This window comes from Tabrizicola flagellatus (assembly GCF_008271465.1).
Lineage (GTDB): Bacteria > Pseudomonadota > Alphaproteobacteria > Rhodobacterales > Rhodobacteraceae > Tabrizicola > Tabrizicola flagellata.
In genome coordinates this window covers 1-17,127 of record NZ_VMDU01000012.1, presented here as the reverse complement: position 1 = coordinate 17,127, position 17,127 = coordinate 1, and the positions used below count along the sequence as shown (strand labels likewise).

Annotated in this window: 29 protein-coding genes; 28 read left to right on the top strand and 1 reads right to left on the bottom strand. The window is 62.8% G+C overall.

The genetic code is table 11. The features are described 5' to 3' along the window. Nucleotides 1–79 precede the first annotated feature (79 nt). Complete coding sequence (locus FL625_RS14050) at nucleotides 80–550, bottom strand: hypothetical protein (RefSeq protein ID WP_149589315.1); 471 nt, start codon at nucleotides 548–550, stop codon at nucleotides 80–82. Nucleotides 551–935: 385 nt separating this feature from the next. On the opposite strand from FL625_RS14050, the gene rplB reads away from it, so the two are divergent. The 28 genes from rplB to FL625_RS13910 all read left to right on the top strand — a co-directional run bounded on the left by rplB (nucleotide 936) and on the right by FL625_RS13910 (nucleotide 16,995). Continuing rightward, entirely contained in the window at nucleotides 936–1,775 is an 840-nt protein-coding gene (rplB, locus tag FL625_RS14045; protein ID WP_149589314.1) for a 50S ribosomal protein L2, read from the top strand. 3 nt (nucleotides 1,776–1,778) lie between these two features. Next, complete coding sequence (gene rpsS / locus FL625_RS14040; RefSeq protein WP_149589313.1) at nucleotides 1,779–2,057, top strand: 30S ribosomal protein S19; 279 nt, start codon at nucleotides 1,779–1,781, stop codon at nucleotides 2,055–2,057. Nucleotides 2,058–2,060: 3 nt separating this feature from the next. Beyond that, on the top strand, nucleotides 2,061–2,441 hold the full coding sequence (gene rplV, locus FL625_RS14035) for a 50S ribosomal protein L22 (protein WP_137110185.1): 381 nt from the start codon (nucleotides 2,061–2,063) through the stop codon (nucleotides 2,439–2,441). Continuing rightward, nucleotides 2,441–3,157 (top strand): 30S ribosomal protein S3, encoded by a 717-nt coding sequence (rpsC, locus tag FL625_RS14030; protein WP_149589312.1) that lies wholly within the window; start codon nucleotides 2,441–2,443, stop codon nucleotides 3,155–3,157. The genes rplV and rpsC overlap by 1 nt, the downstream gene beginning before the upstream one ends. A 13-nt stretch (nucleotides 3,158–3,170) precedes the next feature. Beyond that, on the top strand, nucleotides 3,171–3,584 hold the full coding sequence (gene rplP / locus FL625_RS14025; RefSeq protein ID WP_149589311.1) for a 50S ribosomal protein L16: 414 nt from the start codon (nucleotides 3,171–3,173) through the stop codon (nucleotides 3,582–3,584). Between the two features lie 224 nt (nucleotides 3,585–3,808). Beyond that, nucleotides 3,809–4,432, top strand: a complete 624-nt coding sequence (locus FL625_RS14020; protein WP_149589310.1) for a TIGR02466 family protein — start codon at nucleotides 3,809–3,811, stop codon at nucleotides 4,430–4,432. An 83-nt stretch (nucleotides 4,433–4,515) separates the two neighbouring features. Beyond that, nucleotides 4,516–4,800 carry a hypothetical protein gene (locus tag FL625_RS14015; RefSeq protein WP_149589309.1) on the top strand — a complete coding sequence of 95 codons (285 nt, stop codon included), beginning with the start codon at nucleotides 4,516–4,518 and terminating at the stop codon, nucleotides 4,798–4,800. Between the two features lie 162 nt (nucleotides 4,801–4,962). Continuing rightward, nucleotides 4,963–5,163 (top strand): 50S ribosomal protein L29, encoded by a 201-nt coding sequence (gene rpmC, locus FL625_RS14010; RefSeq protein WP_137110190.1) that lies wholly within the window; start codon nucleotides 4,963–4,965, stop codon nucleotides 5,161–5,163. A gap of 11 nt (nucleotides 5,164–5,174) precedes the next feature. After that, nucleotides 5,175–5,414, top strand: a complete 240-nt coding sequence (rpsQ, locus tag FL625_RS14005) for a 30S ribosomal protein S17 (RefSeq protein ID WP_149589308.1) — start codon at nucleotides 5,175–5,177, stop codon at nucleotides 5,412–5,414. Nucleotides 5,415–5,472: 58 nt separating this feature from the next. Further along, on the top strand, nucleotides 5,473–5,841 hold the full coding sequence (gene rplN, locus FL625_RS14000) for a 50S ribosomal protein L14 (protein WP_023666245.1): 369 nt from the start codon (nucleotides 5,473–5,475) through the stop codon (nucleotides 5,839–5,841). Next, nucleotides 5,841–6,146: a 50S ribosomal protein L24 gene (rplX, locus tag FL625_RS13995; RefSeq protein WP_149589307.1), complete on the top strand. Its 306-nt coding sequence runs from the start codon at nucleotides 5,841–5,843 to the stop codon at nucleotides 6,144–6,146. The genes rplN and rplX overlap by 1 nt, the downstream gene beginning before the upstream one ends. Then, nucleotides 6,146–6,706: a 50S ribosomal protein L5 gene (rplE, locus tag FL625_RS13990; protein ID WP_149589306.1), complete on the top strand. Its 561-nt coding sequence runs from the start codon at nucleotides 6,146–6,148 to the stop codon at nucleotides 6,704–6,706. Before rplX ends, rplE begins: the two co-directional genes overlap by 1 nt. Before the next feature lie 19 nt (nucleotides 6,707–6,725). Then, the gene (gene rpsN, locus FL625_RS13985; RefSeq protein ID WP_149076682.1) at nucleotides 6,726–7,031 is read left to right on the top strand and encodes a 30S ribosomal protein S14; all 306 of its coding nucleotides are present in this window, start codon (nucleotides 6,726–6,728) and stop codon (nucleotides 7,029–7,031) included. A gap of 12 nt (nucleotides 7,032–7,043) precedes the next feature. After that, nucleotides 7,044–7,442: a 30S ribosomal protein S8 gene (rpsH, locus tag FL625_RS13980; RefSeq protein WP_149589305.1), complete on the top strand. Its 399-nt coding sequence runs from the start codon at nucleotides 7,044–7,046 to the stop codon at nucleotides 7,440–7,442. Nucleotides 7,443–7,452: 10 nt separating this feature from the next. After that, nucleotides 7,453–7,986 carry a 50S ribosomal protein L6 gene (rplF, locus tag FL625_RS13975; RefSeq protein WP_149589304.1) on the top strand — a complete coding sequence of 178 codons (534 nt, stop codon included), beginning with the start codon at nucleotides 7,453–7,455 and terminating at the stop codon, nucleotides 7,984–7,986. Between the two features lie 11 nt (nucleotides 7,987–7,997). Further along, a complete protein-coding gene (rplR, locus tag FL625_RS13970; protein ID WP_149589303.1) occupies nucleotides 7,998–8,357 on the top strand; it encodes a 50S ribosomal protein L18 in 360 nt (119 codons plus the stop codon). A 109-nt stretch (nucleotides 8,358–8,466) separates the two neighbouring features. After that, a complete protein-coding gene (rpsE, locus tag FL625_RS13965) occupies nucleotides 8,467–9,039 on the top strand; it encodes a 30S ribosomal protein S5 (RefSeq protein WP_149589302.1) in 573 nt (190 codons plus the stop codon). Nucleotides 9,040–9,041: 2 nt separating this feature from the next. Continuing rightward, nucleotides 9,042–9,239, top strand: coding sequence for a 50S ribosomal protein L30 (gene rpmD / locus FL625_RS13960; protein ID WP_135449746.1), 198 nt, complete (start codon nucleotides 9,042–9,044; stop codon nucleotides 9,237–9,239). Nucleotides 9,240–9,604: 365 nt separating this feature from the next. Further along, the gene (gene rplO, locus FL625_RS13955) at nucleotides 9,605–10,084 is read left to right on the top strand and encodes a 50S ribosomal protein L15 (RefSeq protein ID WP_149589301.1); all 480 of its coding nucleotides are present in this window, start codon (nucleotides 9,605–9,607) and stop codon (nucleotides 10,082–10,084) included. Nucleotides 10,085–10,186: 102 nt separating this feature from the next. Beyond that, nucleotides 10,187–11,557 carry a preprotein translocase subunit SecY gene (secY, locus tag FL625_RS13950; RefSeq protein ID WP_149589300.1) on the top strand — a complete coding sequence of 457 codons (1,371 nt, stop codon included), beginning with the start codon at nucleotides 10,187–10,189 and terminating at the stop codon, nucleotides 11,555–11,557. Nucleotides 11,558–11,560: 3 nt separating this feature from the next. Continuing rightward, the gene (locus FL625_RS13945; protein WP_149589299.1) at nucleotides 11,561–12,211 is read left to right on the top strand and encodes an adenylate kinase; all 651 of its coding nucleotides are present in this window, start codon (nucleotides 11,561–11,563) and stop codon (nucleotides 12,209–12,211) included. Between the two features lie 178 nt (nucleotides 12,212–12,389). Continuing rightward, entirely contained in the window at nucleotides 12,390–12,758 is a 369-nt protein-coding gene (gene rpsM / locus FL625_RS13940) for a 30S ribosomal protein S13 (RefSeq protein ID WP_149589298.1), read from the top strand. Between the two features lie 12 nt (nucleotides 12,759–12,770). Further along, nucleotides 12,771–13,166: a 30S ribosomal protein S11 gene (gene rpsK / locus FL625_RS13935; protein WP_149589297.1), complete on the top strand. Its 396-nt coding sequence runs from the start codon at nucleotides 12,771–12,773 to the stop codon at nucleotides 13,164–13,166. A gap of 122 nt (nucleotides 13,167–13,288) precedes the next feature. Next, complete coding sequence (locus tag FL625_RS13930) at nucleotides 13,289–14,305, top strand: DNA-directed RNA polymerase subunit alpha (RefSeq protein ID WP_149589296.1); 1,017 nt, start codon at nucleotides 13,289–13,291, stop codon at nucleotides 14,303–14,305. Between the two features lie 136 nt (nucleotides 14,306–14,441). Continuing rightward, nucleotides 14,442–14,852 carry a 50S ribosomal protein L17 gene (gene rplQ / locus FL625_RS13925; RefSeq protein ID WP_149589295.1) on the top strand — a complete coding sequence of 137 codons (411 nt, stop codon included), beginning with the start codon at nucleotides 14,442–14,444 and terminating at the stop codon, nucleotides 14,850–14,852. Between the two features lie 196 nt (nucleotides 14,853–15,048). Next, on the top strand, nucleotides 15,049–15,642 hold the full coding sequence (locus tag FL625_RS13920) for a helix-turn-helix transcriptional regulator (protein WP_354001258.1): 594 nt from the start codon (nucleotides 15,049–15,051) through the stop codon (nucleotides 15,640–15,642). Nucleotides 15,643–15,694: 52 nt separating this feature from the next. After that, nucleotides 15,695–16,282 carry an acyl-homoserine-lactone synthase gene (locus FL625_RS13915; RefSeq protein WP_149589293.1) on the top strand — a complete coding sequence of 196 codons (588 nt, stop codon included), beginning with the start codon at nucleotides 15,695–15,697 and terminating at the stop codon, nucleotides 16,280–16,282. Nucleotides 16,283–16,383: 101 nt separating this feature from the next. Further along, entirely contained in the window at nucleotides 16,384–16,995 is a 612-nt protein-coding gene (locus tag FL625_RS13910) for an autoinducer binding domain-containing protein (protein ID WP_149589292.1), read from the top strand. The last annotated feature ends 132 nt before the right edge of the window (nucleotides 16,996–17,127 follow it).

The following is a 17,127-nucleotide window of genomic DNA, read 5'->3' as shown; positions in this document are numbered from 1 at the left end:
GCCGGAAGGCGGGGGCTTTTCTGTTTGGGACGGTGTACTGGGAAAGTTGATAGGTTGCCGGGCCATCTCATCACACTCTTCACGGGAAGGGTGGCTGGTTCATGTGCATCGCCGATACAACGATCTGATCCGCACCGGCACGAGTGCTGTAGTGGAGCGAAGCGAGGACGTCTGGGTTGTCGGGCAAAGTGAAGCTGCGATAGATCTCCGCCAATCGCGTTTCTGAGTCGACTTCGACAGCACTGGTTTCGGAAATGAAGGCCGATGCAAACTCCTCAGCGCTTACGCCCTTAAAGTAGATGGTGCAGGATTCAGTTTCCATCCAGCGATCCTTGGGACGGCCCAAGATCAGAATGAATGGAAGCGGGTTCTCTTTCGTTGGGTCCGAAGCTACCCATCCCTTTAGAAACGCCATCTCTCCCTCGGGAGCCAAGGGTTTCATAGTGACGTCGTCGACCTCTTCCCAGTCGAGATTGTCGATGAACGGAACTGCGACGCTGAGAGAAAAACCTTCATTCAGGCAAGCTCCGTAAAAGTTGTCGAGTGCCATTCCCGTGAGGGGCGAAACCGACGACTCTTCTCCGTGTCCAGCTCCAGCGGCGGCAAGCGTGAGAAATGCAGAAAGGCAGAGTGGCTTAGCTCTTTGCATGGACGCCTCCAAGGCGACATTCTTCAATAGATTTCCACGCGATGCTACGTCGGCACCTGCGTGCCAACAAGCTTCCGTTTGCTGAAGAAATCGCATAGGCCCCCATTGCCACCCCCACCCCCGTCTGCTAATCCCGCGCCACGCCAGAAGCCCCGGATTCGTCCGGGGCTCTTGGTTTGTTCGTTCCCGATGCAGCCGCAGGAGGAAAGGACACTAAATCGGGGATCTTCGGAGCCCTTCACCGCCGGGTGGCGACACCCGTGCAAGCAAACGGAAGACAGGAAACATGGCACTCAAGTCGTATAAACCGACGACGCCTGGCCAGCGCGGGCTGGTTCTGATCGACCGTTCGGAGCTGTGGAAAGGCCGCCCGGTCAAGCACCTCACCGAGGGTTTGAACCGTTCCGGCGGCCGGAACAACACCGGACGTATCACGATGTGGCACCAGGGCGGGGGCGCGAAGCGTCTCTACCGGGTGGTCGATTTCAAGCGTCGCAAGTTCGATATCCCGGCGGTCGTCGAGCGGATCGAATATGACCCGAACCGCACCGCCTTCATCGCGCTGATCAAGTATCAGGACGGTGAACTGGCCTACATCCTCGCGCCGCAGCGCCTGGCGGTGGGCGACCAGGTCATCGCGGGCGCGAAGACCGACGTGAAGCCCGGCAACGCGATGCCGTTCTCGGGCATGCCGATCGGCGCCATCGTGCACAACGTGGAACTGAAGCCCGGCAAGGGCGGGCAGTTGGCCCGCGCGGCGGGCACCTACGCCCAGTTCGTCGGCCGTGACGGCTCCTACGCGCAGATCCGCCTGTCCTCGGGCGAGCTGCGGATGGTCCGTCAGGAATGCATGGCCACCATCGGTGCCGTGTCGAACCCCGACAACTCGAACCAGAACTTCGGGAAAGCCGGACGCATGCGCCACAAGGGCATCCGTCCGACGGTGCGCGGCGTCGCGATGAACCCGATCGACCACCCGCATGGTGGTGGTGAAGGCCGGACCTCGGGCGGCCGTCACCCGGTCACCCCGTGGGGCAAGGGCACCAAGGGCAACAAGACGCGAAAGCCGAAGGCTTCTGACAGCCTGATCGTCCGTTCGCGTCACGCCAAGAAGAAAGGGCGTTAATCCATGGCACGTTCCATCTGGAAAGGCCCGTTCGTCGACGGCTACCTGCTGAAGAAGGCCGAGAAGGCGAAAGCATCGGGCAAGGGCGAAGTGATCAAGATCTGGTCGCGCCGTTCCACCATCCTGCCGCAGTTCGTGGGGCTGACCTTCGGCGTCTACAACGGCAAGAAGCACATCCCCGTCGCGGTGACGGAAGAAATGATCGGCCAGAAGTTCGGTGAATATTCGCCGACCCGGACCTATTACGGTCACGCCGCCGACAAGAAAGCGAAGAGGAAGTAAGCCATGGGTGCGGAAAAGAACCCCCGCCGCGTGGCGGACAACGAAGCGATGGCCGTGCTGCGCATGCTGCGCACGTCCCCGCAGAAGCTGAACCTGGTCGCGGGCATGATCCGCGGCAAGAAGGTGGACAAGGCGCTTGCCGACCTGACCTTCTCCAAGCGCCGCATCGCCGGTGACGTGAAGAAGTGCCTGCAGTCGGCCATCGCCAATGCTGAAAACAACCACAACCTCGACGTCGACAGCCTTGTCGTGGCCGAGGCCTGGGTCGGCAAGAACCTGGTGATGAAGCGGGGCCGTCCGCGGGCTCGCGGCCGGTTCGGCAAGATCATGAAGCCGTTCTCGGAAATCACCATCAAGGTCCGTCAAGCCGGGGAGACCGCGTAATGGGACAGAAGGTTAACCCGATCGGGATGCGCCTCCAGGTCAACCGCACCTGGGACAGCCGCTGGTTCGCCGGGTCGAAGGACTATGGCGACCTGCTGCTGGAAGACCTCCGCATGCGCGAGTTCATCCACAAGGAGCTGAAGGCCGCCGGCATCAGCCGCGTGATCATCGAGCGTCCGCACAAGAAGTGCCGTGTGACCATCCACACCGCGCGTCCGGGCGTGATCATCGGCAAGAAGGGCGCCGACATCGAGACACTGCGCAAGAAGCTCTCGCAGTTCACCAAGTCGGAGCTGCACCTGAACATCGTCGAGGTCCGCAAGCCGGAACTGGACGCCCAGCTGGTGGCCGAATCGATCGCCCAGCAGATGGAACGCCGCGTCTCCTTCCGTCGCGCGATGAAGCGCGGCGTGCAGAACGCGATGCGGATGGGTGCGCTCGGCATCCGGGTCAACGTTTCGGGCCGCCTCGGCGGCGCCGAGATCGCCCGGACCGAATGGTACCGCGAAGGCCGCGTGCCGCTGCACACGTTGCGCGCCGACATCGACTATGCGCTGTCGGAAGCCGAGACCCCCTACGGGATCATCGGTGTGAAGGTCTGGATCTTCAAGGGCGAGATCCTTGAGCATGATCCGCAGGCCCATGATCGTCGTCTTGCCGAAGCGGCTGACGGCCCGGCCCCCCGGGGTCCGCGCCGCGACCGCGAACGCGCCTGAGGAGTAAACGAAGATGCTGCAACCCAAGCGCACCAAGTATCGCAAGATGCACAAGGGCCGCATCCATGGCGAAGCCAAGGGTGGGTTCCTGATCAACTTCGGCTCCTACGCCCTCAAGGCGACCGAGCCCGAGCGCGTCACCGCGCGGCAGATCGAAGCGGCCCGCCGCGCGATCACCCGCCACATGAAGCGCCAGGGCCGGGTCTGGATCCGGATTTTCCCGGACGTTCCGGTTTCCGCGAAGCCCGTCGAGGTCCGCATGGGCTCGGGCAAGGGTTCGACCGACTACTGGGCCTGCAAGGTCAAGCCGGGCCGGATCATGTTCGAGATCGACGGCGTGAACGACGAGATCGCGCGCGAGGCCCTGCGCCTTGGCGCGATGAAGCTGCCGATCAAGACCCGCGTCGTCGCGAAGGAAGACTGGTAAGCGACGGGGGGTGAACCCGACCTGCGACATCGGCCCCTGCTGGAAACGGCGGGGGCTTTTTCGTCGTCAGATTTGCCCAAAGCAAATCTGACCGCGCCCGACCCGCCCCCCGGGGGCGGGCGCGACAGTGTCGCTCCCACCCCCCGCGTGCCGGTCGCGGTCAGCTTTGCAACGGCTCGCAGGACTGGTAGGGCAGGAGGAGACATCTTCCGTGGACGCGCACTATGCCCGACATCACCTCCCTCTTCGTCACCCGCCTCTACCGCGCCAAGCTGAACGAGCTCGCCAGGAAGAAGGTCGACTACGACGAACTCCGCGTCACCTGCGAAACCATCGCCGAGGATGACGAGGCCGGGCAGGCGTGGTGCGAGGCGAACGGTTATCCGGGCTACACCTCCTATGCCTCGCTGAACGACCTGCCCTGGCGGATGCCGATCTTCGGCGATCTGGAAAAGGCGCTGGACCGCCACGTCGCCGCGTTCTGCCAGGACCTCGGCTTCGACCTGGGCGCCCGGAAGCTGAAGTGCAACTCCCTCTGGATCAACATCCTGCCCGAGGGCGGCACCCACGCCAGCCACATCCACCCGCATTCGGTGATCTCGGGCACGACCTATGTCGCGATGCCGGAGGGGACCTCGGCGCTGAAGTTGGAAGACCCCCGCCTCCCGATGATGATGCTGGCCCCCGTGCCTTTGAAAACCGCGCCTCAAGAGCTGCAGCGGTTCGTCTACGTCAAACCGGCGGTGGGCGAGGTTCTCCTTTGGGAAAGCTGGCTGCGCCACGAGGTGCCGATGAACATGTCCGAGGAAGAACGGATCTCGGTCAGCTTCAACTATGGCTGGGTGTAAGGCGGCATCGTAGGGCGCGCTGCAGCGCACCGTCCGCTGGTGCGCTGCAGCGCACCCTACGATTTCGTCCTATGTTCGGCGTCATGCGGCAGTCGCTGATCAAGATGTGGATTGGTAGGCTGCTTGGCCGCACCATAAGGAGTATGGAATTGTTCTTTACTAAGGCTGGTTTTGTAGTTGCCTGGTTGCTCTTTGTGCCGAGCATAATTGCCTATGTTGCTTTCCAAGTAGCTGCCTTTGGTGGCAGTGTATCGAACTGGGACCCGCTCTTCTTGGGATTGGCAAAAAGCTCGCCGATGGGCATCTTGGTTGGTGTGGGCTTTGGGATCGCTGCCGAGATCAGTGACACGCTGGCAAACAAGGCCTGACCTGCCCCGCAACTTCCCCCTTGCCCCCCGTCGCCTTCCCCCCTATACGGGCGCATCCGCGATTCCGGGGTGACTCGGCGTCGGCGGTTTGTCATTGATCCGCCAGGTCCTCGGTGACCCTGAGAAGGGGCCGACTGGCGATTGTGAAAAGGAAAGACCGGCATGAAAGCCGAAGAACTGCGTTCGAAGACGCCGGACCAGCTGCGTGACAGCCTGGTCCAGCTGAAGAAGGAAGCCTTCAACCTGCGCTTCCAGCAAGCGACCAACCAGCTTGAGAACACCGCCCGCATGCGTGCCGTCCGCCGTGACGTCGCCCGCATCAAGACCGTTCTCGGCCAAAAAGCCGCTGAAGCTGCGAAGTAAGGGGAACACACATGCCGAAACGCATCCTGCAAGGCGTCGTCACCTCGGACAAGAACGAGCAGACGATCACCGTTCTCGTGGAACGTCGCTTCAAGCACCCGCTGCTGCAGAAGACCGTTCGCAAGTCGAAGAAATACCGGGCGCATGACCCGGAGAACAAGTTCAAGGTCGGCGACGTGGTCCGCATCGAGGAATGCGCCCCGATCTCGAAGACGAAACGCTGGACCGTGGTGACCGAAGCTTCGGCTTGATCTCCTCGGTCCCGAACGAAACCCCAGGGCGCGTCCCTGAAGGTCGGGAGACTGAAAAATGATCCAGATGCAGACGAATCTGGATGTCGCTGACAACTCCGGCGCACGCCGGGTGCAGTGCATCAAGGTTCTTGGCGGTTCGCACCGCCGTTATGCTTCCGTGGGCGACATCATCGTGGTGTCGGTCAAGGAGGCGATTCCGAAGGGCCGCGTGAAGAAGGGGGACGTCCGCAAGGCCGTCGTCGTCCGCACCGCCAAGGAAGTCCGCCGTGAAGACGGCACCTCGATCCGTTTCGACCGCAATGCCGCCGTCATCCTGAACAACCAGGGCGAACCGGTCGGCACCCGTATCTTCGGGCCGGTCGTGCGCGAGCTGCGGGCCAAGAACTTCATGAAGATCATCTCGCTGGCTCCGGAGGTGCTCTGATGGCTGCCAAGCTGAAGAAGGGTGACACGGTCGTCGTGCTCACCGGCAAGGACAAGGGCAAGAAGGGCGAGATTTCCGCCGTCATGCCGAAGGAAAACAAGGCCATCGTCGACGGCGTGAACGTCGCGATCCGTCACACCAAGCAGTCGGCGTCCTCGCAGGGCGGCCGGTTGCCGAAGGCGATGCCGATCGACCTGTCGAACCTCGCCATCGTGGACAAGAACGGCAAACCGACCCGCGTCGGCTTCCGCATGGAAGGCGACAAGAAGGTCCGTTACGCCAAGACTACCGGGGAGGTGCTGTAATGCTCGACGCAGCGAAATACACGCCCCGGCTGAAGGCCGTCTATGCGGACAAGATCCGCGCGGCGATGAAGTCGGAATTCGGCTACAAGAACGACATGCAGATCCCGCGTCTGGACAAGATCGTCCTGAACATGGGCGTCGGCGAGGCGGTCAAGGACACCAAGAAGGTGAAGCAGGCCGCCGAGGAACTGGGCCAGATCGCCGGTCAGAAGGCCGTCATCACCAAGGCCAAGAAGTCGATTGCCGGCTTCCGCGTCCGCGAGGAAATGCCGATCGGCTGCAAGGTCACCCTGCGCGGCGACCGGATGTACGAATTCCTCGACCGGCTCATCAACGTGGCTCTGCCCCGCGTCCGCGACTTCCGCGGCGTGAAAGGCACCAGCTTCGATGGTCGCGGCAACTATGCCATGGGCCTGAAAGAGCACATCGTTTTCCCCGAAATCAACTTCGACAAGGTCGACGAGGTTCTGGGGATGGACATCATCATCTGCACCACCGCGAAAACCGACGCGGAAGCCAAGGCGCTGTTGAAGCATTTCAACATGCCCTTCACGTCGTAAGCCGCGAGGAACCTGAGATATGGCAAAGAAATCCATGGTGAACCGCGAAGTGAAGCGGGCGAAGCTGGTGAAGCAGCATGCTTCCAAGCGCGCCGCGCTGAAGGCGGTGATCAACGACCAGTCCAAGCCGATGGAAGAGCGTTTCAAGGCGACTCTGAAACTGGCCGAACTGCCCCGCAACTCGTCGGCGACGCGGATCCACAACCGCTGCCAGCTGACGGGCCGTCCGCATGCGTATTACCGCAAGCTCAAACTCTCGCGCATCATGCTGCGTGACCTGGCCTCGTTCGGCCAGATCCCCGGCATGGTCAAGTCCAGCTGGTAAGGGAGGCATCACATGTCCATGAACGATCCTCTCGGCGATATGCTGACCCGTATCCGCAACGCCCAGATGCGCGGCAAGTCCACCGTGACGACCCCCGCCTCGACGCTGCGCGCCCGCGTGCTCGACGTGCTCCTCTCGGAAGGCTACATCCGTGGCTACGAGAAGAACGAGACCGCCAACAAGCAGGGCGAATTCACCATCAGCCTGAAGTACTTCGAAGGCGAGCCCGTGATCCGCGAAGTGAAGCGTGTCTCGAAGCCCGGCCGTCGCGTGTACATGGGTGTGAACGAGCTTCCCTCGGTCCGCAACGGCCTGGGCGTCGCCATCGTCTCGACCCCGAAGGGCGTTCTGTCGGATGCAAATGCACGCGCTGCCAATGTCGGCGGCGAAGTGCTTTGCACCGTGTTCTGAGGAGGGGTCCATGTCTCGTATCGGCAGAAAACCCGTTACCCTGGTCAAGGGCACCTCGGCCTCGATCAGCGGCCAGACCATCGAAGTGAAGGGCCCGAAGGGCACCCGCAAGTTCACCGCGGGCGACGACGTGACGATCACCATCGAGGGCGACACCATCAAGGTGACCCCGCGTGGCCTGTCCAAGCGTGCGCGCCAGCAGTGGGGCATGACCCGCTCGATGATCGACAACCTCGTCACCGGCGTTTCCACCGGCTTCAAGTCGGAACTGGAAATCCAGGGCGTCGGCTACCGCGCCGCGATGGCCGGCAACACCCTGAAACTGTCGCTGGGCTACAGCCACGAAGTGAACTTCGAGGTGCCGAAGGGCGTGACCGTGTCCGTTCCCAAGCAGACCGAGATCGTCGTGGAAGGCATCGACCAGCAGCAGGTCGGCCAGGTGGCGGCGAACATCCGCGATTGGAAGCGGCCCGAGCCCTACAAGGGCAAGGGCATCCGCTACAAGGATGAGTATATCTTCCGCAAGGAAGGCAAGAAGAAGTAAGGGTGGCGAACATGGCAAACAACAAGAGAGAGTTGTTCCTCAAGCGCCGCCTGCGCGTCCGGAACAAGATCAAGGCGACCGCGCATGGCCGCCTGCGGCTGTCCGTGCACCGTTCGTCGAAGAACATCAGCGTCCAGCTGATCGACGACGTGAAGGGTGTGACGGTGGCTTCGGCCTCCTCGCTCGAGAAGGAACTCGGCGTGGTCGGCAAGAACAACATCGAGGCTTCGGCCAAGGTGGGCGCGGCGATTGCCGAGCGGGCCAGGAAGGCCGGGATCGAAGAGTGCTACTTCGACCGGGGCGGCTTCCTGTTCCACGGCAAGATCAAGGCGCTTGCCGATGCAGCCCGCGAAGGCGGTCTGAAGTTCTGATACGGGCGGGTGGCCTCCGGGCCACCCCGATGATCCGGGTCCCCGGCCTGACCGGGGACACCAGGATTGGCTTTAACGGCACAGCGTGCCACCACGAAGGATATGCCAGATGGCAGAACGTGAGAACCGCCGGGAGCGTCGTGACGACCGTCGCGACAACCGGCCCGAAGAAACCCCGGAATTCGCCGACCGTCTGGTCGCGATCAACCGCGTGTCGAAAACCGTCAAGGGTGGCAAGCGCTTCGGCTTTGCAGCCTTGGTCGTCGTCGGCGACCAGCGCGGTCGCGTCGGCTTCGGCAAGGGCAAGGCCAAGGAAGTGCCGGAAGCCATCCGCAAGGCGACCGAGCAGGCCAAGCGCAGCATGATCCGCGTGCCGCTGAAGGACAGCCGCACCCTGCACCACGACATGGAAGGCCGCCATGGCGCCGGCCGCGTCGTGATGCGGACCGCCGTGGCCGGTACCGGCATCATCGCCGGCGGCCCGATGCGCGCCGTGTTCGAGATGCTGGGTGTGCAGGACGTCGTCGCCAAGTCGATCGGCAGCCAGAACCCCTACAACATGATCCGTGCGACCATGGACGCGCTCAAGGCCGAAACCTCGCCCCGTCAGGTGGCGTCGCGTCGTGGCAAGAAGGTCGCCGAAATCCTTCGGAAGCCCGAAGCCGAAACCGTGGAGGCCTGAGCATGGCTGACAAGAAGAAGACCATCGTCGTGAAGCAGATCCGTTCGGCCGCCCGCCGTCCGGCGGTGCAGACCGCGACGCTGAAGGGCCTCGGCCTGAACAAGCTGAACCGCACCCGCGAGCTGGAAGATACCCCTTCCGTCCGCGGCATGGTGAACTCGATCAGCCACCTGGTCCAGATCATCGAAGAGCGCGGCTAAGCCGTAGGGTGGGGTTCCACCCCACCGCAGCGACATGAAACGCCCTCGCGGATACGCGGGGGCGTTTTCCGTTCCGTCAAGCGGATTGCCGACCCGCAATTGCCCCTCGACCACAAGTCCGTCCACAAGTCCGTCCTGCATGGCCGTCCCCGGCTCTGCCACGGTTAACACCACCCTAACAGAATCTGGCAAGTCGTTCATTGAATTGAGAAAAGGCAGGGTTGTCCACCGTGGACAGCCTTGGCCTTGCTTTTCGGGGTCCCGTGCTGTATCGCCCCCCGGTGGCCAAGTCCGGCCATGAGAATCAAGAAAAGCCGAGGGTGTCCCGTTTCGCTTCGGGGGCACATCCGGCAAGGAGAAGCGACATGAAACTGCATGAACTCGCCGACAACGAAGGCGCGGCCAAGAAGAAGAAGCGCGTGGCGCGCGGCCCGGGCTCGGGCAAGGGCAAGACCGCCGGCCGTGGTATCAAGGGTCAGAAGTCCCGCTCGGGCGTCGCCCTGGGTGGCTACGAAGGCGGCCAGATGCCGCTCTACCGCCGCCTGCCGAAGCGCGGCTTCAACAAGCCCAACAAGCTGCACTACGCGGTCGTGAACCTCGGGATGATCGAGAAGTTCATCGCCGCCGGCAAGCTGGACGCCAAGGCCGAGATCACCGAGGACGCGCTGGTCGCGGCCGGTGTCACCTCGAACAAGCGCGACGGCATCCGCGTTCTGGCCAAGGGCGAGCTGAAATCCAAGGTCAACCTGACCGTCACCGGCGCCTCGGCCTCGGCCGTCGAAGCCGTCGAGAAGGCGGGCGGCAAGGTCACGCTCCTGGCACCCGTGGCGGCTGCGGCTGAATAAGCATTGTGAGCGGCCGCAAGGTCGCTTACATCAGCACCCAGTTTTCCCGCGCCGCCGAACCGGAAAACGGTCCGGCGGCGCTTGGCTTGAAAGAGACCTGACATGGCATCTGCTGCCGAACAAATGGCCGCGAACCTCAGCTGGGGCATGCTTGGCAAGGCGACCGACCTGCGCCAGCGCATCTTCTTCACGATCGGCCTCCTGATCGTCTATCGCGTGGGCACCTTCATCCCGGTTCCCGGCATCGACGGGGACGCGCTGCGCGAGTTCATGCAGCAGGCCGGGCAGGGGATCGGCGGGATGCTGAACCTGTTCACCGGCGGCGCGGTCAGCCGGATGGCGATCTTCGCGCTGGGGATCATGCCCTACATCAGCGCCTCGATCATCGTGCAGCTTCTCGGCACGATGTATGCGCCCTGGCAGCAGCTGAAGAAGGAAGGCGAGCAGGGCCGCAAGAAGCTCAACCAGTACACCCGCTATGGCACGGTGGCTCTGGCGATCCTGCAGGGCTACGGCATCGCCATGTCGATCCAGGCCGGCGGCCTCGCGCATAATCCGGGCCTCTTCTTCGTCGCCTCCTGCGTCATCACCCTGGTCGGCGGCACGATGTTCCTGATGTGGCTGGGCGAGCAGATCACCGCCCGCGGCATCGGCAACGGCATCTCGCTCATCATCTTCGTCGGCATCGTGGCCGAGATCCCCGCAGCCATCGCCCAGTTCTTCGCGCAAGGCCAGTCGGGCGCGCTGTCCACCCCGGTGATCCTGGGCGTGATCGTGATGGTCGTGGTCGTCATCGCCTTCGTCGTGTTCATGGAGCGGGCCCTGCGCAAGATCTCGATCCTCTACCCGCGCCGGCAGGTGGGGATGAAGGTCTATGAGGGCGGCTCGTCGCACCTGCCGATCAAGGTCAACCCGGCGGGCGTCATCCCGGCGATCTTCGCCTCGTCGATCCTGCTCTTGCCGACGACGATCAGCACCTTCTCGGGATCCACGACCAACCCGGTCCTGTCCTGGCTGGCGGCGAACCTCGGCTATGGCCAGCCGCTTCACCTGCTGTTCCTGGCCGGGATGATCGTGTTCTTCGCCTATTTCTACACGCTGAACGTGTCGTTCAAGGTCGATGACGTGGCCGAGAACCTGAAGAACCAGAACGCCTCGGTCCCCGGCATTCGTCCCGGCAAGAAGACCGAGGAATATCTGGAGTATGTGGTCAACCGGATCCTGGTGCTGGGCTCAGCCTATCTTGCGGCGGTCTGCCTTCTGCCCGAGATCCTGATCAGCCGCGTCGGCATTCCGTTCTATTTCGGCGGCACGTCGGTGCTGATCGTGGTTTCGGTCACCATGGACACGATCCAGCAGGTCCAGTCGCATCTTCTGGCGCACCAGTACGAGGCGCTGATCGAGAAGTCGCAGCTGCGCGGTCGCAAGAAGCCCGGTGCCAAGACGGCACCCAAGGCCCCGGCGCGGCGCTGATCCATGGCCAACGTCATCCTCCTGGGGCCGCCGGGTGCGGGCAAGGGAACGCAGGCCAAGCGGCTGGAGCAGACGCGCGGCATGGTGCAGCTCTCCACCGGCGACATGCTGAAGGAGGCGATCGCCAAGGGCACCGAGCTGGGCAAGCGCGTCGAGGGCATCATGGCGCGCGGCGAACTGGTCACGGACGAGATCGTCATCGGCCTGATCGAGGACAAGATGAAGACCGGCGCCAAGGGCGGCTTCATCTTCGACGGCTTCCCGCGCACGCTGAAGCAGGCCGATGCGCTGGGCGAGTTGCTGGCGCGCACCGGTCAGCGGCTTGACGCGGTGATCGAGATGCAGGTGGACGACGCGGCGCTGGTCGCCCGGATCACCGGCCGCTTCACCTGCGGCAACTGCGGCGCGGTCTATCACGACGTGACCCACCCGACGAAAGTGGCAGGCATCTGCGACGCTTGCGGGTCCACCAACCTTAAGCGGCGGGCAGACGACAACGAGGAAACCCTCAAGACCCGGCTGATGGAATATTACAAGAAGACCTCGCCTCTGATCGGCTATTACTACGCCAAGGGGCAGCTTTCCGCCGTTGACGGCCTCGCCGATGTAGATGTCGTTGCCGAAGCGATCGCATCGGTTCTTGACAAGGCCTGAAAAATCCGCCCTGCGGCCTTGACGGCCTTGGGAAAACCCCATATGGCACAGCGTCCCGCGATGGAATCGCCATGCGGGCCTTCCGTATTGGAAGTTCGTATCGCCGGGTCAAGGACCCGTGCGGGTTGTGAAAAAAGGTTCTGGCACTACGGAACCGCAACGAAGAAGGACGACACGTTTGGCACGTATTGCTGGCGTCAACATTCCGACCGCGAAACGGGTTCCGATCGCGCTCACCTACATCACCGGGATCGGGCCGCACACGGCCGAGACGATCTGCGAGGCGCTGAAGATCGACCGCGCCCGTCGCGTGAACCAGCTGACCGACAGCGAAGTGCTGGCGATCCGCGAATACATCGATGCGAACCTGACCGTCGAGGGCGACCTGCGCCGCGAAGTCACGATGAACATCAAGCGTCTGATGGACCTGGGCTGCTACCGGGGCCTCCGTCACCGCAAGGGCCTGCCGGTCCGCGGCCAGCGCACCCACACCAACGCCCGCACCCGCAAAGGCCCCGCGAAGGCCATTGCCGGCAAGAAGAAATAAGGGGGCTGACAGATGGCACGCGATACCAAGGCCGTCCGCGGCAAGAAGAAAGAGCGCAAGAACATTGCCGCCGGCGTGGCGCATGTGAACTCGTCGTTCAACAACACCAAGATCCTGATCTCGGACGTTCAGGGCAACGCGATCTCGTGGTCGTCCTCGGGCACCATGGGGTTCAAGGGCTCGCGCAAGTCCACGCCCTACGCCGCCCAGATGGCCGCCGAGGATGCTGGCCGCAAGGCGCAGGAACACGGCGTGCGCACGCTGGAAGTCGAAGTGCAGGGCCCCGGCTCGGGCCGTGAATCGGCGCTGCGCGCCCTGGCGGCCGTGGGCTTCCAGATCACCTCGATCCGCGACGTGACGCCCCTGGCGCACAACGGCTGCCGTCCGCCGAAGCGTCGCCGCGTCTAAGGCATTGATTTCGGCCGGGCCGTGGGGGGATCACCCCTCGCGGCCCGGTTTTCGTCGTTTACGATCCTCGGGCGTCCGCCAGCTTTCGGACATCGGCAGCGGACAAGAATAGGGGCTTCAGAATGATCCACAAGAACTGGCAGGAACTCATCAAACCCGCGAACCTCGTCGTGAAGCCGGGGGCCGATGCTGCCCGCGTCGCGACCGTCATCGCCGAGCCGCTGGAGCGGGGTTTCGGCCTGACGCTGGGCAACGCGCTGCGCCGGGTGCTGATGTCGTCCCTGCAGGGCGCGGCCATCACCAGCGTGCAGATCGACAACGTCCTGCACGAGTTCTCTTCGGTGGCCGGCGTGCGCGAGGACGTGACCGACATCGTGCTGAACCTGAAGGGCGTCAGCATCAAGATGGAGGTCGAGGGGCCGAAGCGGCTGTCGATTTCGGCCAAGGGGCCGGGTGTGGTGACTGCCGGCGACATCTCGGAATCGAACGGCATCGAGATCCTGAACAAGGACCATGTGATCTGCCATCTTGACGAGGGCGCGGACGTGTTCATGGAGCTGACCGTGAACACCGGCAAGGGCTATGTCTCGGCCGACAAGAACCGTCCCGAGGACGCTCCTATCGGCCTGATCCCGATCGACGCGATCTATTCGCCGGTCAAGAAGGTCAGCTACGAAGTCACCCCGACCCGCGAGGGACAGGTGCTGGACTATGACAAGCTGACGATGAAGGTGGAAACCGACGGCTCGCTGACACCCGAGGATGCGGTCGCCTATGCCGCGCGCATCCTGCAGGACCAGCTGTCGATCTTCGTCAACTTCGAGGAACCGGAATCCGCCAAGGTCGGCGAGATCGATTCGGGTCTGGAGTTCAACCCGCTCCTCCTGAAGAAGGTGGACGAGCTGGAGCTTTCGGTCCGTTCGGCCAACTGCCTGAAGAACGACAACATCGTCTATATCGGCGACCTGATCCAGAAGACCGAGGCGGAAATGCTCCGCACCCCGAACTTCGGCCGCAAGTCGCTGAACGAGATCAAGGAAGTGCTTTCGGGCATGGGCCTGCATCTCGGGATGGATGTCGAAAGCTGGCCGCCGGAGAACATCGAGGACCTGGCCAAGCGCTTCGAAGACCAGTTCTGAAGCTACGGTGCGCTGTAGCGCACCGCACGAAGAATGCCCGCTGCCTTGCGGGGAAACCATGGGCATCCCGCCCCAACGAAGCCGCCCGCAACGCACGGGCGGCAACACAAAGCAAAACGACGTCTAGGAGATCATCATGCGTCACGCCCGCGGCTACCGCCGCCTGAACCGCACCCACGAACACCGCAAGGCGCTGTTCGCCAACATGGCCGGCTCGCTGATCGAGCACGAGCAGATCAAGACCACCCTGCCCAAGGCCAAGGAACTGCGGCCGGTCGTCGAGAAGCTGATCACGCTGGCCAAGCGCGGTGACCTGCACGCCCGCCGCCAGGCGGCTGCGGCTCTCAAGCAGGACATGCATGTCACGCGCCTGTTCGAGGTTCTGGCCCCGCGCTACAAGGACCGTCAGGGCGGTTATGTCCGGATCCTCAAGGCCGGCTTCCGCTATGGCGACATGGCGCCGATGGCGATCATCGAGTTTGTAGATCGAGACACTTCGGCCAAGGGTGCTGCCGACCGTGCGCGCCTCGAAGCAGCCGAAGACTGAGCCCAGGCTCTGACCGCGCCGATTCGAAGACCCGCCAGCTCTGGCGGGTCTTCGCCGTTTCGGGGGCACCTGATGCAGGCCTGCGACCGTTTGCCGCCAAATCGTCAGATCAATGCGGCGAACAGCTTGATATTTTACACTTATGGTTGAACATGACCCGGTGAGGAACCTTTTGCCGATGTCGCAGAGTAAACGATTGACCGAACTTTACGAAGAATTGCACGACCTGGCGCCGGAGGGCTATGCCGTCGGGCTTCACATCCGCTTTGCAAGTCCGCTGATCTACCATAGCCGGTATCCGGCCGATTGGGTCGAATATTACAACTCGCATTCCTACTATCTGCGCGATCCGGTGATCTTCTGGGGGATCGGGACGGCCGGCACGCGGCGCTGGAGCGAAATTCCGTTGCCGGATCCGTTCGAACTGCTGAAGAAGGCCGCCACCTTCGGCATGAAATACGGGGCCGTATCCTCCTATGGCCCGATCACCTCAAGGTCGATGGCCGGTATCACCAGGTCTGACCGCGAGTTCACCGATTCGGAGCTGGAGCGTCTCGCCGATATCACCGCGCGCCTGCATATCGCCGCGAAGCCTCCGTCCGAGCTGACCAAGGCGCAGATCGAAGCGCTGCAATGTATCGCAAATGGGGACCGTCACTCTGCTGCCGCAGCAAAACTGGGGATATCGGAAAGCGCCTTCAAGGCACGACTGAATTCGGCTCGAATCCGACTGGAGGCCCGGACTGCAACCGAGGCTCTCAAGAAGGCGCGCGAATACCGGCTGCTGTAAGCATGTGATGTTTCCCTCTGATTGTTCCTGGATCAAGCAGAAGGAGACCGCTATGGAAGTTACCACCCTCTCGTACGAGAACCTGCACAACCATGGCGAGCTGTTCGCCAACATGTTCCGTGCGCGGCATCGCGCCTTCATCCAGCACAACAAGTGGGATCTGCCGCAGTGGAACGGAATGGAATTCGACCAGTACGATACGCCCGCCAGCCGCTGGGTCGCGGTGCATGAGGGCGGTGAGGTCTTGGCGGGCATCCGTCTGACGCCCACCACCCACAAGTGCGGCATCTACAGCTACATGATCCGCGATGCGCAGCGTGGCCTTCTGGAATCGATTCCCGCCAATCTTCTGAATTTCCCTGCGCCGGTTTCGGAACACATCTGGGAAAGCAGCCGAGTTTTCGTTTCCGAGTCCGTTCCTGCGTCAATGCGCCTGCGGGTCCAGTTGCAGTTGCGCCAGGAAATGGTGAACGCCGCCCGGGCTTTGGGCGCCACCTCGGTGCTGGGGCTGATCCCCGAAGCCTCGCGCCGGATCGGCCGCCGGGTCGGGCTGGATTGCGAGCCGGTCGGGCCGATCCTGAATTTCGACGGTCTCGACTGCGTGTGCGTCACGATCAGCATGGCGTCAAACATGCACTGAACAACGGTTCAGAATTGTTTCCGACGCGGGGGATCACAACGCTGGATTGACAGGGCTGGCACGGTATAGTCGTTCTGATCTCGGGTGCAGAACGAGTTGGAATGACTATCCGTAAGAGTATTGATGCCGAGTTGCGGCATGTGGCTCGTCTGGCAACGGCAGGTTACTTTATCGGGCTGAACATCCGGTTCACTTCACCGATCCTGACCTTCCACAGTTTTGATCGGCGCTGGATCGATCATTACACGGAGAACGGCTACGTTCTGCGAGACCCTGTCATGGCTTGGGCGCTGTCCCGAACCGGTGTCATCCGGTGGAGCGATCCGGCTTTGTCCGATCCATTCGGCCTGTTCAATGAAGCTGCCCGGTTTGGCCTGAACTACGGGGCAACCGTTTCGGTCGGCCCGATAAGGTCGCGAACGATTGCCAGTTTCGCCCGACAGGACCGTGAATTTGATGATCACGAGATTGCCGAGTTGCAGCGCTCTGTGCAGCGGATGCATGAGCTGAGCGGGCCGACCGAGACCCTGACCGGAGCCCAGATCGAGGCTTTGCGATGTATAGCGGGTGGTGATCGCTTTGCTGCCGCAGCGGCAAAACTCGGCATCTCGGAAAGCGCGCTCAAGGCGCGGATCAGTTCCGCCCGCGAGCGACTGATGGCACGCACCACGGCCGAAGCGATCCAGCGCGCGAAGGATCACCGCCTGATCTGAAGCCGTGCCCTGAAGGTCAAGGCTTGCTTGGCCCCGTCTGTGGCCTTCTCGCTGCAGGGGCGCCCCCTTGGTCGGAGTGCTCTGACCCCCGAGAACTCCTCCATCTGATGCTAGAGTCCGGCCCGAGGAGAG